The following is a 13097-nucleotide window of genomic DNA, read 5'->3' as shown; positions in this document are numbered from 1 at the left end:
CCGCTTTTAATTTGCCTTATGGCGTTTATTTGCAGGGCGCCACAAAAACGCATCGATAAATATTTTCATTTTTATTACATCGGTCGCATTTTAAAAATAAAAAATACTAAATACAGGGTATTCCGGAACGCATAACTTTCGTAGAGAATATGCCGACAGTAAAAATAAAAACAAACCTTACAAACTTGCCTGAATGTTTAACGGGCTCTTTTTTTATTGATATATGACCATGGGGTTACTGATGCGGAATAACACTCCCGTTACACAAAACGAGTATTTACTTAACGAAGGTTCGACGCTTATGTCGACCACCAATACGCACAGCCATATTACCTATGCGAACTCTGCCTTTATTGACGCCAGCGGCTATAAAGAAGAGAGTCTTCTCGGTGAGCCGCATAATCTTATTCGCCACCCCGACATGCCTGCCGAGGCGTTTGGCGACATGTGGTTTACCCTGCAACAGGGTGAGACCTGGACGGGGCTGGTCAAGAACCGCCGCCAGAACGGCGATCACTACTGGGTGCGCGCCAACGTCACCCCGGTTTATCAGAATGAAACGTTAACCGGCTATATTTCTGTGCGGAATATTCCTTCGCGTGAAGAGATTGCTGTCAGTGAAAAACGGTATGAGAAAGTGCGCAATAATGAATTAAAACATCATCGCTTTTATAAAGGCCTGTTTGTTCGCCACGGTCTGTTCTCTTTTGCGTCGCTGTTTAAACGCCTCAGCACCAGTAAAAGGATCCATCTTGGTATTGCGATAACCGCCCTGTTCGCCTGCCTGCAGCTGTTTATATTTGCCGATCGTATTGTTGAGTCTGTAGGTCTGGCTCTGCTATTTATTGCCCTGGCCGTATATCTTCATGCGCAAATTGCGAAGCCGGTTAAATCCATTGTCCAGCAAATGCAGCGGGTGGTTTCAGGACGTAAAGCGGACTATTACCATTTTGACCGCGTCGATGAAATCGGCCTGATGATGCGCATGGTGAATCAGTCGGGTCTGAACCTCCATTCGCTGGTGGACGATGTCGGTGCGCAAATCAGCGGTATAAGTACAATCAGCCAGCAGGTGGCTAAAGAAGGTATGGCATTACAAACGCGTACCGAAGAAACCGCAGACTTTCTGCAGCAAACGGCCTCAGCCGTGGAAGAAATTGCCAGCGCGGTTCAGCAGACGGCTGAAACGGCGAAAGACGCGATCCTGATGGCAGATCGCACCCGCACCAGCGCTCACCGCGGTGAAGCAATGATGAAAGAGACTATCGGCATGATGCAGTCCGTGTCGCAGGATAACAGCCAGATCGTCGACATCATCAGCGTCATCGATCGTATCGCCTTCCAGACCAATATTCTGGCGCTGAACGCGGCCGTTGAAGCGGCGCGTGCGGGTGATGCCGGACGCGGTTTTGCGGTCGTGGCGGCCGAAGTCCGCAACCTTGCCCAGCACTCTGCCACCGCGGCTAAAGAGATCAAAACGCTTATAGAGAAAAACGTTTCCAGCGTGAACGCCGGCGTGGAGAAGGTCGAGCAAACTGAATCGCAGCTCACGGTGATGATTGGCAATGTCATGGAGATGTCTTCTCTGATTAAGGAGATAGGCCACGCCACGCAGGAGCAAACGCAGGCGCTGACCCTGATTAACGCGTCCATCTCCCGCATCGGTACAATGACCCAAAACAATACCGGTATGGTGGATAACGTGACGGACGCCGCACACCATCTGACGCAGCGCACGACCCGTCTGCAACAGGCGATTGCCGTTTTTGGCGGTTGAGCAAAGGCGCCGTTATGCGCTGGTTGCTTTGCGCAATCATTAAGCGAAACTGATGATTAAAGCACCACTTCATTAATGGATTTGTCTAAAAACTCACCGCTATTCAGCGTGTTGTGATCCCCGTCTGCTCTGACCACACGATTTCCTTCGACGTGCATCACTTTCGGCACGGTTATATTTTGCGTCGCTTATGAATTGCAGGTAGGATGCCTCGCCATGTTTCGCCTTATCCATACGCAGAATGACTGGGAAGGCAACATGTGTTTGCGCAGAAGCAATCGTTTGTATTGCACTCTGCCAGGCAGGACTATCACGATAATGGTTCAGACAGGCAAACAGGTAACTCAATGAAAACAAGCAATAAAAGCGCAGCCGATCATCACGCTGCTAAACGTCGCTGGTTAAACTCCCATGAAGAGGGCTACCACAAAGCGATGGGCAACCGGCAGGTTCAAATGATCGCCATCGGCGGCGCTATCGGAACGGGTCTGTTTTTAGGTGCTGGCGCTCGTCTGCAGATGGCTGGCCCGGCTCTCGCCCTGGTCTATCTGGTGTGCGGGATCTTCTCTTTCTTCATTCTTCGTGCATTGGGCGAACTGGTACTGCATCGCCCTTCCAGCGGCAGTTTTGTCTCTTACGCCCGTGAATTCCTCGGTGAAAAAGCGGCTTACGTTGCTGGATGGATGTACTTCGTCAACTGGGCAATGACCGGTATTGTCGATATCACCGCCGTCGCGCTTTACATGCACTACTGGGGCGCGTTTGGTGATGTGCCACAATGGGTGTTTGCGCTGGGCGCACTGGCCATTGTCGGCACCATGAACATGATCGGCGTGAAGTGGTTCGCGGAGATGGAGTTCTGGTTCGCGCTGGTAAAAGTGCTGGCCATCGTGGTGTTCCTGGTCGTGGGTACGGTGTTCCTCGGTAGCGGTAAACCGCTTGATGGCAATGCCACCGGTTTCCACCTGATCACTGATAACGGCGGTTTCTTCCCGCATGGCCTGCTGCCTGCGCTGGTACTGGTTCAGGGTGTGGTGTTCGCCTTCGCGTCCATTGAGCTGGTCGGCACCGCGGCGGGTGAATGTAAAGACCCACAGACCATGGTACCTAAAGCCATTAACAGCGTTATCTGGCGTATCGGTCTCTTTTATGTTGGTTCCGTGGTGCTGCTGGTTCTGCTGCTGCCGTGGAACGCCTATCAGGCGGGTCAAAGCCCGTTTGTGACCTTCTTCTCTAAACTGGGCGTGCCTTATGTTGGCAGCATCATGAATATCGTGGTGCTGACGGCTGCGCTCTCCAGTCTGAACTCGGGTCTTTACTCTACCGGTCGTATCCTGCGCTCCATGTCGATGGGCGGTTCGGCGCCGAAATTCATGTCGAAGATGAGCCGTCAGCATGTGCCTTACGCGGGCATTCTGGCGACGCTGGTGGTGTATGTCTTCGGCGTGTTCCTGAACTACCTGGTACCGTCTCAGGTATTCGAAATCGTGCTGAACGTTGCCGCGCTCGGCATCATCGCCTCCTGGGCCTTTATCGTGGTCTGCCAGATGCGTCTGCGCAAAGCGATCAAAGAAGGCAAAGCCGCTGAAGTCAGCTTTAAGCTGCCGGGCGCACCGGTGACCTCCTGGCTCACCCTGCTGTTCCTGTTCAGCGTGCTGGTGCTGATGGCGTTTGATTACCCGAACGGTACCTACACGATTGCCACCATTCCTCTGCTGGCCGTATTGCTGATTGCCGGCTGGTTTGGCGTGCGTAAACGCGTACAAGAAATTCACAGCACGGCGCCGGTTCATCCTGATGATGCCAAACACGACGCCCCGCTGGTTGAAGAGACGTCGCGTTAATATCGACCTGCTGGTTAATACAAAGGGAAGGCATTGCGCCTTCCCTTTTTCTTTGTGTTGAGGAGCGAAACTTAGAGCGTGATACGAATCACGTCATCAGGCTGGGTGGCTTCCTGCTGACGGGTCGATTTTTGTTTTACCGTCACATACAGGGTTTTACCATCCGCTGAGAGCGCCAGACTGTTCGGATAGACCGGGGTGTCGAAGGTTTTGGTAACGTTGTAGGTTTTCGCGTCGATTACGCTCACCTTACCCGCTTCACGGTGCGTCACATACGCTTCGTTGCGCGCCGGGTTAAACAGAACGGCCAGCGATTCAGGCACGGCAATTTTCTTGATGATGCTGCCGTCCTTCAGATTCACCACCAGCACTTCCGGCTGCTTTGAGTCGGTTAAGAACGCACGCTGTCCGGCGGTATCCAGGCTCAGATTCAGGTAGAAGTGCTCCTTACCGTCGTCCTGCACTTTTTTACGGCTGAGGATTTTGTGGGTTGCCGTATCAATCGTCACCAGTTCGCCATCAGCATTGGTGGTGTAAAGACGTTTTGCCTTCGCATCCAGCGCCAGGCCGGTACTGAATTTACCGGTGCTGCCGATGGTCTCTTTCAGCTTCAGCGTTGCACCATCCACCACCCAAATCGCGCTCTCCTGGCCTACGCCGGTGATGTAAACGGTGTTTGTGCTGTCATCGGCCACCAGCTGGCGCGGCTGCAGCGGTTTGACGGTATCACTGCGCTGACGGTTATCCAGCACCAGTCGCCCTTTCACCTCACCCGTTTTGGCATCAATCGCGGTTACCGCGCCGTTGATGGTGTTACCAAACCACAGCGTCTGGGTGGCATTATCAAGGGTGGCACCGAACGGTTTGAGATCGTTATGAATGACCTGCGTCACGTCCAGCGTGACCGGGTCAAGGCGATAGACAATCCCGCCTTTGTCCGTTTTGCGGCTCTGCGATGTCGCGACCCACAGCGCATTCTCCTGCTGGCTCACGGCCATTTCATATGCGCCTTTCCCGACCGCTTTGCGCAACATCTCTTCGGCAGCATGAACCTGGAAGGTTCCGGCAAACAGTAACGCCCCTGACAGCAGAGACATACTCAGGCGCGGCGAGCACAGATGACGTAAAGACATAACAATTCCTTTTTTGAACACAGGGTTTACTGCTGACATCACTTCCGGCAGGCAACGTCATGGCATTGCCGTTTTGATAATGAGAATAGTAATCATTTATGAGTCAAATGTGGAGTTTTTCTTTCCTCCCCGGCCTTTCATTAACGCAATGTGCGGTTATAGTTTTCAAAAGATTTACAAAAGATTTAACATATATGGACATGTTCCATTTGGTACGTTTTTTCCATAACCGGTCTATTTCATGAAAATCATTTCTGCCCGTAAGGCAACGCTTCCACTGCTGCTGGTTCCTGTTATCTCTGCGCCTCTCACTGCGATGAGTGCCGATGAACAGACCATGATCGTCAGCGCCACGCCGCAAACCATCTCGGAGCTCGATACCCCGGCGGCGGTCAGCGTCGTGAATGGCGATGATATGCGTCATGCTGCGCCACGCATTAACCTGTCTGAATCTCTTGGCAGCGTGCCGGGGCTGCAGATCCAGAACCGCCAGAACTATGCTCAGGATCTCCAGCTTTCGATGCGTGGGTTTGGTGCCCGCTCAACCTTCGGCGTGCGCGGTATCCGTATGTATGTCGACGGTATTCCGGCAACCATGCCGGATGGACAGGGACAAACCTCCAATATCGATCTCTCCAGCGTGGACAGCGTAGAAGTGCTGCGCGGCCCCTTCTCTGCCCTTTATGGCAACGCCTCTGGCGGTGTGATCAACATGACGACCCAGACCGGGCAGCAGCCGCCGACCATCGAGGCCAGCAGCTATTACGGCAGTTACGGTACCTGGCGCTATGGAATGAAAGCCACCGGCGCGATGGGTGACGGGACGCATGCCGGGGATGTGGATTACACCGTTTCCACTACCCGTCTCACGACCAAAGGTTATCGCGACCACAGCGGCGCGCGGAAGAATCTCGCCAACGCTAAACTGGGTGTTCGTATTGATGACGTGAGCAAGCTGACGCTGATTTTCAACAGCGTGGACATGAAAGCCAACGATCCGGGTGGACTGAGTGCCCAGGAGTGGCATGACAACCCTCGCCAGTCTCCGCGTGGCGACCAATACAATACGCGCAAGACCATCAAGCAGACCCAGGCTGGCCTGCGCTACGATCGTCAGCTCAGCACCCAGGACGATCTCAGCGTCATGATGTACGCCGGCGAACGTGAAATGACGCAGTACCAGTCAATTCCTTATCAGCCTCAGCTGAGACCTTCCCACTCCGGCGGCGTGATTGATATGCAGCGCCATTACCAGGGGATTGATACCCGCTGGACGCACCGTGGCGAACTGCTGGTTCCGGTCACCTTTACCACCGGTCTGAACTACGAAAACATGAGCGAAGATCGTCGCGGATACGAAAACTTCGTGATGAACAACGGCGTGCCGGAGTACGGCGTCAAGGGTAACAAACGTCGTAACGAACGTAACCTGATGTGGAACGTCGACCCGTACCTGCAAACAAGCTGGCAGTTAACGCAGAAACTCTCCGTGGATGCCGGCGTCCGTTACAGCTCGGTCTGGTTTGACTCCAACGACCATTACGTGACCCCGGGCAACGGAGACGACAGCGGTGACGCAAGCTATCACAAGTGGCTCCCGGCCGGATCGGTGAAATATGCCGTGACCGATGCGTGGAATCTCTATGCTGCGGCAGGTCGCGGGTTTGAAACGCCAACCATCAATGAGCTCTCTTATCGTGCGGATAACCAGGGCGGCCTCAACATTGGCCTGAAACCTTCCACGAACAATACCTATGAAGTGGGCAGCAAAACCCGTATCGGTAATGGTCTGCTGACGGCAGCGCTGTTCCGCACCGATACGGATGATGAGATTGTCGTCGATGCCAGCGCTGGCGGTCGTACCAGCTATAAAAACGCCGGTAAAACCCGTCGTCAGGGGGTTGAAGTTTCCCTGGATCAGCAGTTTGCTGAGAACTGGAAGCTGAAAATGGCGTGGACCTATCTGGACGCCACCTATCGAACCAACGTGTGCAGCACCGGCGACTGTAACGGCAACCGTATGCCGGGCATTGCCCGCAACATGGGTTATGCCTCGTTTGGCTGGCAGCCGGAAGAAGGCTGGTATGCGGGATCGGATGTGCGCTACATGAGCGATATCATGGCGGATGACGAGAACACGGCGAAAGCCCCGTCCTACACGGTGGTTGGGCTGAATACCGGGTATAAATTCAACTACGGTAACTGGGGAATGGACGTCTTCGGTCGCGTCGATAACCTGTTCGATAAAGAGTATGTCGGATCGGTTATCGTGAATGAATCCAACGGGCGTTATTACGAACCTGCACCGGGCCGTAACTACGGCGTAGGTCTGTCGGTCTCTTATCGCTTCGAGTAAGCAAAAAGCATTCTTTTTTGCTGAATATTATTTTTATAAATGGAATAACGCTCCTGATGGCAATAAGCCATCAGGAGTATTTAACCAGGAATATAATTCGCGGCAGGATATAGTCGCTCTGCTAAATAATCTCTCAGTTAAAATATTGTCGCTGTAAAAGCGTGTTCGCTTCGTCAATCAACGTCTCTATCGCCTTCTGACTGCCATCAACATCTCTTCGCTCAAGCGCGGACAGGAGCTCGGCGTAGTGATAAGTCGACACCTTGATGTCGTTAAGCTCCTGATGCAGATAGTTCATGCAAGGTCCAATACGCACCCATAGCTGCTCAATTAAGGCGCTGAGTGTCGGCATTTCCGCGTACTGATAAAGCGTAAACCGAAAGATGCGGTTAGCATGCAACGCCTGCTGAACGTGCCCGTTGCGCATGGCTTCATGGAATGTCTCTGATAGCTTGCGCAACACCTCCAGCTTATTTTCCGTCATATGCTGACAGGCGGCAGCTACCGCCATAGGCTCAAGCTGTTTTCTGATGGCGTTAATCTCGTTATAACGCTCAAGCGTGACCTCAGGAACCAGAAACGCCTGGGCCGGCGTGGCGTGCAAAGCTCCAGACGACACCAGACGCAAAAGCGCCTCGCGGACCGGGGTAATACTGGTTCCTAATTTATCAGCAATTTCTTTGGTAATCAGTCGAGCGCCAGGTTTCAGTGAGCCTGTAATTAACGCGCCTTTCAAACTGAGTTCGACTTGCATGGTAAGACTGATCCTTTGCGCTTTTTCTAAATGGTCCAAATCAAGCATGTTCAATTCCTGTAGCTAATACTTAATGCTATTTTTAAACGCCGTTTTTTATAAACGACGCTGTTCCGATATATCCTGTATCGTCATGCCTGGTGATGGGAAGTCTGTAAAAATGTCAAGAAATGCAAAATTTATTTTTTTTCGTTTTCGTGCTCATCTGAACGGAAGGCGCGAAAAGCCATGTCCAGTTAATTAAAGACAATATATCGTATCTTCACAAATAAATATGGCGGGAAACCCCGCCATATTTTAGATTATTTATTGTCACCCGCGACGCGAATCACGACTTTGCCGAAGTTTTTTCCTTCAAGAAGGCCAATCAGCGCCTCAGGCGCATTCTCCAGGCCGTCTGTAACCTGCTCACGGTAGTGAATTTTGCCTTCCTGCACCCAGCGCCCCATCTCATCCTGGAACTCCTTGATGCGATGGCCGTAATCCTGAGCGATGATAAACCCCTGCATACGAATACGTTTCTTCAGAATCGTCGCCATCAATAACGGCAAACGATCCGGCCCTTCCGGCAGACCCGTCGCATTGTAACCGCTCACCAGACCACATACCGGTACGCGCGCCGAGGTGTTCAGTAAGGGCAACACGGCGTCAAAAACTTTCCCGCCGACGTTTTCATAATAGACATCAATCCCTTTCGGGCAGGCCTTTTCCAGCTGGGCCGCGAAGTCATCGGCATGGTGATCCAGGCACTGGTCAAACCCGAGCACCTCTACGGCATGGCGGCATTTTTCTGTACCACCGGCAACGCCGATCACCCGGCAACCTTTGATTTTACCGATCTGCCCGACCGTCGCACCAACCGGCCCCGTCGCCGCCGCAACCACCAGCGTTTCACCGGCTTTAGGCTGGCCGATGTCCAGTAGCCCCATATAGGCGGTAAACCCTGGCATACCCAGAATGCCCAGCGCCCACGAGGGGTGAGAAATATTATCGCCCAGTTTCACCAGGCCGCTGCCGTCTGAAATTGCATACTCCTGCCAGCCGCTATAGCCCAGCACCCACTCACCCGGCGTATAGTCCGGATGATTTGACTGCTCAACGCGGCTGACCGTTCCCCCCACCATGACCGCCCCAATTTCCACTGGCGGTGAATAGGAAGGTGCATCACTCATGCGCCCACGCATGTAAGGATCAAGCGACAGCCAGACCGTGCGCAGCAAAAGCTGTCCTGCCTGAGGTTCAGGAACAGGCTGCTCTTCCAGACGAAAATTCTCCGCGACCGGCGCACCGTGCGGACGAGAAGCCAGAACCCAGCGGCGATTTTGCGAAACAGATTGATTCATCAGGAACTCCTTCTGGTACAAATGTCATTAGAGCCTGGCTCATGATCGGCGTAAACGCTTTAACTTTACGAGCCAGACTGGTTAAGCCGCACAACCAGATAGATACAGGTTTCATTCGTCTCATTAATGAACCGGCAGTCGTTGGGCGGCCCCAGTTCCAGGCAATCACCGGCGTGCATTTCATGACGGGTATCGCCCTCCTGGAAAACCAGTTCGCCAGACTGCAGCCAGATAAGCTGGCGCGCCAGCGCATACGACGAGGCGGGCATAGGGACATCGCTTCCCGCCGGCAGCTCAACCTGAACAAGATCGATGGGCAGATCGGTGCGGGGTGAAACGTGGCGGCGGAGGTAGTGTGTCTGAGGGTCACGCCAGACGGGCTGGTTTTCCAGACGCAGCAGCTTTCCTTCCTGCATTTCGGCTCTGGCGATCAGCGTTGACATGCTGATGCCAAACGCGCCAGATAACCGCGCGAGCAAGGTCGCCGTCGGGCTGCTGTCCCCGCGCTCTATCTTGTGGATCATGGCGCGCGAGACGCCGGCCCGGTCAGCAAGCTCGCTTAATGACCATCCTCGCGACTCGCGTTCAAGGCGAATTCGCGCGCTAATCCTTTGATTCATTGTGTCTGCCATAGTATTCATGACGTCATACTATAGTGTATGAACGGCATTTCAACGCGGTTTTGATAACAAAAAAATCTGGCTTATGTCATAGCTATCCGTCTGTACAGTTGTGTAATATCGTACTCATAACGTAATACTATAGTGAACAACACACTCAGAGGTTCAAACATGATCGTTCGTCATGCCTGCAAAGAAGACTGCGCCGCTATTGGGGAGATTTACAACCACGCGGTGCTGCATACTGCCGCGATCTGGAATGATAAAACCGTCGATACGGATAACCGCATTGCCTGGTTTGAGGCGCGTGCCCTCGCAGGCTACCCGGTGCTGGTGAGTGAAGAGAATGGCGTTATCACCGGCTACGCCTCGTTTGGCGACTGGCGCGCCTTTGACGGTTTCCGGCATACGGTAGAGCATTCTGTCTACGTTCATCCGGATCATCAGGGCAAAGGTATTGGCCGCACGCTGATGAACGCGCTGATTATTGAAGCGCGGACCCTCGGCAAACACGTCATGGTGGCGGGCATTGAGGCGCAAAACCAGGCCTCTATTCATCTTCATGAGACGCTCGGTTTTGTGACCACCGGCCAGATGCCGCAGGTGGGCACGAAGTTTGGCCGCTGGCTGGATCTGACCTTTATGCAGTTGCAGCTTGATGAGCGTAGCGATCCGGACGCTATCTCATGAATCAGTCTCTGACGCTGGCTTTTCTGGTGGCGGCGGGAATTGGCCTGGTGGTGCAAAATACCTTAATGGTGCGCATCACTCAGTCCTCCTCGACCATTCTTATCGCGATGCTGCTAAATTCGCTGGTTGGCATTGTGCTGTTTGTCAGCATTCTGCTGCTAAAACAGGGCTTCGCCGGATTTAGCGAGTTGGCTTCAACGATCCGCTGGTGGACGTTGATCCCGGGGCTGTTAGGGTCGTTTTTTGTTTTTGCCAGTATCAGCGGCTATCAAAATGTTGGCGCAGCGACAACCATCGCCGTGCTGGTGGCAAGCCAGTTGATTGGCGGGCTGGTAATGGATGTACTCAGAAGCAATGGCATCCCCTTGCGCGCGCTGATTGGCCCGGTGTGCGGTGCCGTAATGCTGGTGGTCGGGGCGTGGCTGGTCGCGAGACGCCAGTTCTGACCCCCGGCTCACCGCTACAGTATCGTACCGCCTTTGGTCAGCAATTCCTGACGGGCGTCCATCTCTTCTTTATGTTGCTTACCGTGATGTGCAATCGCGGTACGCAGACGCTGCTGCTGACTGTAGCGATCTTCACGGCTTAACGCTGTGTCATCGCTCAGTTCGATCAGCAGTTCATTCATTCGGCTAATCACTCCCTCTTCGATGGCGGTATCGACACGGGCGATAACTTCATTTAAATGTGACATTGTCACTCCTTGTCAGATGCCCGGCAGGCGCGGTGCCTGCCGGGAAAAATGTCAGTTCAGTTTCGCTTTGGAGAAATCGCTGCCCATCAGGCTCACGCTGTACCCCGTTACGTTGCTGCGGGTGGCGTAGAACGTTTTGCCGTTCGCCAGCGCAATCCACGGTGCCTGAGCATAGAAGATCTCCTGCGCCTGGCTGTAGAGTTTCGCACGCTCACCCGGGTTGCTGGTCAGTTTGGCTTTCTTGACCAGATCATCATACCCCTTATCGCACCAGCGCGCGGCGTTCGATCCGGTTTTGATGCTGTCGCATCCCAGCAGTACATCAGCAAAGTTATCCGGGTCGCCGTTATCGGACATCCAGCCAAACAGCGCGGAATCATGCTCCCCTTTACGCATACCGGAGAGATACTCGCCCCACTCGTAAGAGACAATTTTGGCCTTCACGCCGACTTTTGCCCAGTCGCTCTGGATCATCTCCGCAATACGCTTCGAGTTAGGGTTATACGGACGCTGCACAGGCATTGACCACAGCGTCACGTCCGCGCCCTTCTCCAGACCGGCCTGTTTCAACAAAGCTTTCGCTTTTTCAGGATCGTAGCTGTAGTCCTTCAGATCGTTATTAAAGCCCAGCATATTCGGCGGAATGGGTGATTTCGCCACCGTACCGGAACCCATAAAGACCGCATTCACGATGGCTTTTTTGTCCGTCGCATAGTTCAGGGCCTGACGCACCAGCACGTTATCAAACGGTTTTTTCTCGGTATTGAACGCCAGATACCCCACGTTCAACGCCTCCACGGCGTGCAGCTTCAGGTCTTTATTTTTGTTAATAACATCAAACTGAACCGGTGACGGTGCCGGAATGATCTGGCATTCGTTGGTCTGCAGCTTCGCCAGACGCGTTTCTACGTTTGGCGTGATGGAGAAAATAAGATGTTTCGTCGGAACCGCACCTTCCCAGTAGTTCGGGTTAGCGACGTAGCGGATCAGCGAATCCACTTTGTACTGTTGCAGAACGTACGGCCCGGTACCAATCGGCCAGGTATCGACATTCTCAGGCGTCCCTTTTTTCAGCATCGCGTCAGCGTATTCAGCGGAAAGAATAGAGGCGAAATCCATCCCCCAGTCAGCAAGGAATGCGGCGTTTGGTTCGCTCAGCGTAAACTGCACGTGATAATCATCAACCTTTTTGACGTCCTGAATCAGCTTGTCCAGACCTACGTCATTAAAGTATTCATAATTACCCTGCGAGACATTGTGATAAGGATGCTTAGGGTCTTTCTGACGCATGACGGAAAAAATAACGTCATCCGCATTAAAATCACGGGTCGGCTTGAAGTATTTATTGCTGTTGAACTTGACCCCTTTACGCAGCGTAAAGGTATAAGTCTTACCGTCCGGGGAAATTGTCCAGGACTCTGCCAGCGACGGTACCGGGGTGTTTTTCACCGGGTCGAAATTGATCAGGCGGTTATACAGGACCTGAGAGCTGGCCACGAATGACGGGCCTGAGCTGGCGATCTGCGGGTTGAAAGACTCCGGTGATGCTTCAGAGCAATAAATGATGGTGTCATTATTCGCCGCCCATGCGGCACCTGCTGGTAAGAGAGTGCTCAGCGCGAGGGCGAGCAGCGTTTTCCCTGTAGACATGGTTATAACCCTGGCAGTTTTATTATATTGGACTGTAATAACAGCACAGCCGCTATAACCTGGCAAATAACGAATCACTATCAGGTTATTCTAAAGCAACGTTTTCCGCTGGTTTTACAGCCAGTGCGCCAGAGGTTGATTTGCCTTAAGTGCCATTATTCGTCAAGCACAACCGCACCTTTCTATGCCACAAGAAATCGTCCCTTTTGGCGTCTCTTCCTCCGTTTGGTTGCTTC

Annotated in this window: 11 protein-coding genes; 5 read left to right on the top strand and 6 right to left on the bottom strand. The window is 53.1% G+C overall.

All coding sequences use genetic code 11. The features are described from left to right. The first annotated feature begins 241 nt into the window (after positions 1 to 241). Both BJ887_RS06940 and ansP read left to right on the top strand, forming a co-directional pair. Positions 242 to 1777 (top strand): PAS domain-containing methyl-accepting chemotaxis protein, encoded by a 1536-nt coding sequence (locus BJ887_RS06940; protein WP_032680941.1) that lies wholly within the window; start codon positions 242 to 244, stop codon positions 1775 to 1777. Between the two features lie 347 nt (positions 1778 to 2124). Next, positions 2125 to 3621, top strand: a complete 1497-nt coding sequence (gene ansP / locus BJ887_RS06935; RefSeq protein WP_020884034.1) for an L-asparagine permease — start codon at positions 2125 to 2127, stop codon at positions 3619 to 3621. Positions 3622 to 3692: 71 nt separating this feature from the next. Here the strand turns inward: ansP and BJ887_RS06930 are convergent, their stop codons facing one another. Next, positions 3693 to 4754, bottom strand: coding sequence for a YncE family protein (locus BJ887_RS06930; RefSeq protein WP_121339643.1), 1062 nt, complete (start codon positions 4752 to 4754; stop codon positions 3693 to 3695). 241 nt (positions 4755 to 4995) lie between these two features. Between BJ887_RS06930 and pqqU the strand changes: the two genes are divergently transcribed. Further along, on the top strand, positions 4996 to 7110 hold the full coding sequence (gene pqqU, locus BJ887_RS06925) for a TonB-dependent receptor PqqU (protein WP_121339642.1): 2115 nt from the start codon (positions 4996 to 4998) through the stop codon (positions 7108 to 7110). 133 nt (positions 7111 to 7243) lie between these two features. Here the strand turns inward: pqqU and BJ887_RS06920 are convergent, their stop codons facing one another. The 3 genes from BJ887_RS06920 to BJ887_RS06910 all read right to left on the bottom strand — a co-directional run bounded on the left by BJ887_RS06920 (position 7244) and on the right by BJ887_RS06910 (position 9848). Then, positions 7244 to 7912, bottom strand: a complete 669-nt coding sequence (locus tag BJ887_RS06920; RefSeq protein ID WP_020884031.1) for a GntR family transcriptional regulator — start codon at positions 7910 to 7912, stop codon at positions 7244 to 7246. A 254-nt stretch (positions 7913 to 8166) separates the two neighbouring features. Next, a complete protein-coding gene (locus BJ887_RS06915; protein ID WP_121339641.1) occupies positions 8167 to 9207 on the bottom strand; it encodes an NADP-dependent oxidoreductase in 1041 nt (346 codons plus the stop codon). Between the two features lie 65 nt (positions 9208 to 9272). Further along, the gene (locus tag BJ887_RS06910; protein ID WP_014170255.1) at positions 9273 to 9848 is read right to left on the bottom strand and encodes a helix-turn-helix domain-containing protein; all 576 of its coding nucleotides are present in this window, start codon (positions 9846 to 9848) and stop codon (positions 9273 to 9275) included. A 150-nt stretch (positions 9849 to 9998) separates the two neighbouring features. Between BJ887_RS06910 and BJ887_RS06905 the strand changes: the two genes are divergently transcribed. Both BJ887_RS06905 and BJ887_RS06900 read left to right on the top strand, forming a co-directional pair. Continuing rightward, complete coding sequence (locus BJ887_RS06905; RefSeq protein ID WP_020884028.1) at positions 9999 to 10517, top strand: GNAT family N-acetyltransferase; 519 nt, start codon at positions 9999 to 10001, stop codon at positions 10515 to 10517. Continuing rightward, positions 10514 to 10963, top strand: a complete 450-nt coding sequence (locus tag BJ887_RS06900) for a DMT family transporter (RefSeq protein WP_014170257.1) — start codon at positions 10514 to 10516, stop codon at positions 10961 to 10963. The genes BJ887_RS06905 and BJ887_RS06900 overlap by 4 nt, the downstream gene beginning before the upstream one ends. A gap of 14 nt (positions 10964 to 10977) precedes the next feature. Here the strand turns inward: BJ887_RS06900 and BJ887_RS06895 are convergent, their stop codons facing one another. Next, complete coding sequence (locus tag BJ887_RS06895) at positions 10978 to 11211, bottom strand: YdcY family protein (protein ID WP_049023144.1); 234 nt, start codon at positions 11209 to 11211, stop codon at positions 10978 to 10980. Positions 11212 to 11262: 51 nt separating this feature from the next. Further along, positions 11263 to 12861, bottom strand: coding sequence for an ABC transporter substrate-binding protein (locus BJ887_RS06890; RefSeq protein ID WP_025204114.1), 1599 nt, complete (start codon positions 12859 to 12861; stop codon positions 11263 to 11265). Positions 12862 to 13097 lie beyond the last annotated feature (236 nt).

It is taken from the genome of Enterobacter sp. WPR_3_1 (assembly GCF_003635055.1).
Classification (GTDB): domain Bacteria; phylum Pseudomonadota; class Gammaproteobacteria; order Enterobacterales; family Enterobacteriaceae; genus Enterobacter; species Enterobacter ludwigii.
Note: the sequence above shows the minus strand (reverse complement) of the source record. Positions and strands in the feature narration are given on the sequence as shown.

What these genes read in the sequence shown, in the direction of transcription:
- BJ887_RS06940 (WP_032680941.1), top strand. Translation starts at nt 242, where the DNA reads ATGCGGAATAACACTCCCGTTACACAAAACGAGTATTTACTTAACGAA.
- ansP (WP_020884034.1), top strand. Translation starts at nt 2,125, where the DNA reads ATGAAAACAAGCAATAAAAGCGCAGCCGATCATCACGCTGCTAAACGT.
- BJ887_RS06930 (WP_121339643.1), bottom strand. Translation starts at nt 4,754, where the DNA reads ATGTCTTTACGTCATCTGTGCTCGCCGCGCCTGAGTATGTCTCTGCTG.
- pqqU (WP_121339642.1), top strand. Translation starts at nt 4,996, where the DNA reads ATGAAAATCATTTCTGCCCGTAAGGCAACGCTTCCACTGCTGCTGGTT.
- BJ887_RS06920 (WP_020884031.1), bottom strand. Translation starts at nt 7,912, where the DNA reads ATGCTTGATTTGGACCATTTAGAAAAAGCGCAAAGGATCAGTCTTACC.
- BJ887_RS06915 (WP_121339641.1), bottom strand. Translation starts at nt 9,207, where the DNA reads ATGAATCAATCTGTTTCGCAAAATCGCCGCTGGGTTCTGGCTTCTCGT.
- BJ887_RS06910 (WP_014170255.1), bottom strand. Translation starts at nt 9,848, where the DNA reads ATGAATACTATGGCAGACACAATGAATCAAAGGATTAGCGCGCGAATT.
- BJ887_RS06905 (WP_020884028.1), top strand. Translation starts at nt 9,999, where the DNA reads ATGATCGTTCGTCATGCCTGCAAAGAAGACTGCGCCGCTATTGGGGAG.
- BJ887_RS06900 (WP_014170257.1), top strand. Translation starts at nt 10,514, where the DNA reads ATGAATCAGTCTCTGACGCTGGCTTTTCTGGTGGCGGCGGGAATTGGC.
- BJ887_RS06895 (WP_049023144.1), bottom strand. Translation starts at nt 11,211, where the DNA reads ATGTCACATTTAAATGAAGTTATCGCCCGTGTCGATACCGCCATCGAA.
- BJ887_RS06890 (WP_025204114.1), bottom strand. Translation starts at nt 12,861, where the DNA reads ATGTCTACAGGGAAAACGCTGCTCGCCCTCGCGCTGAGCACTCTCTTA.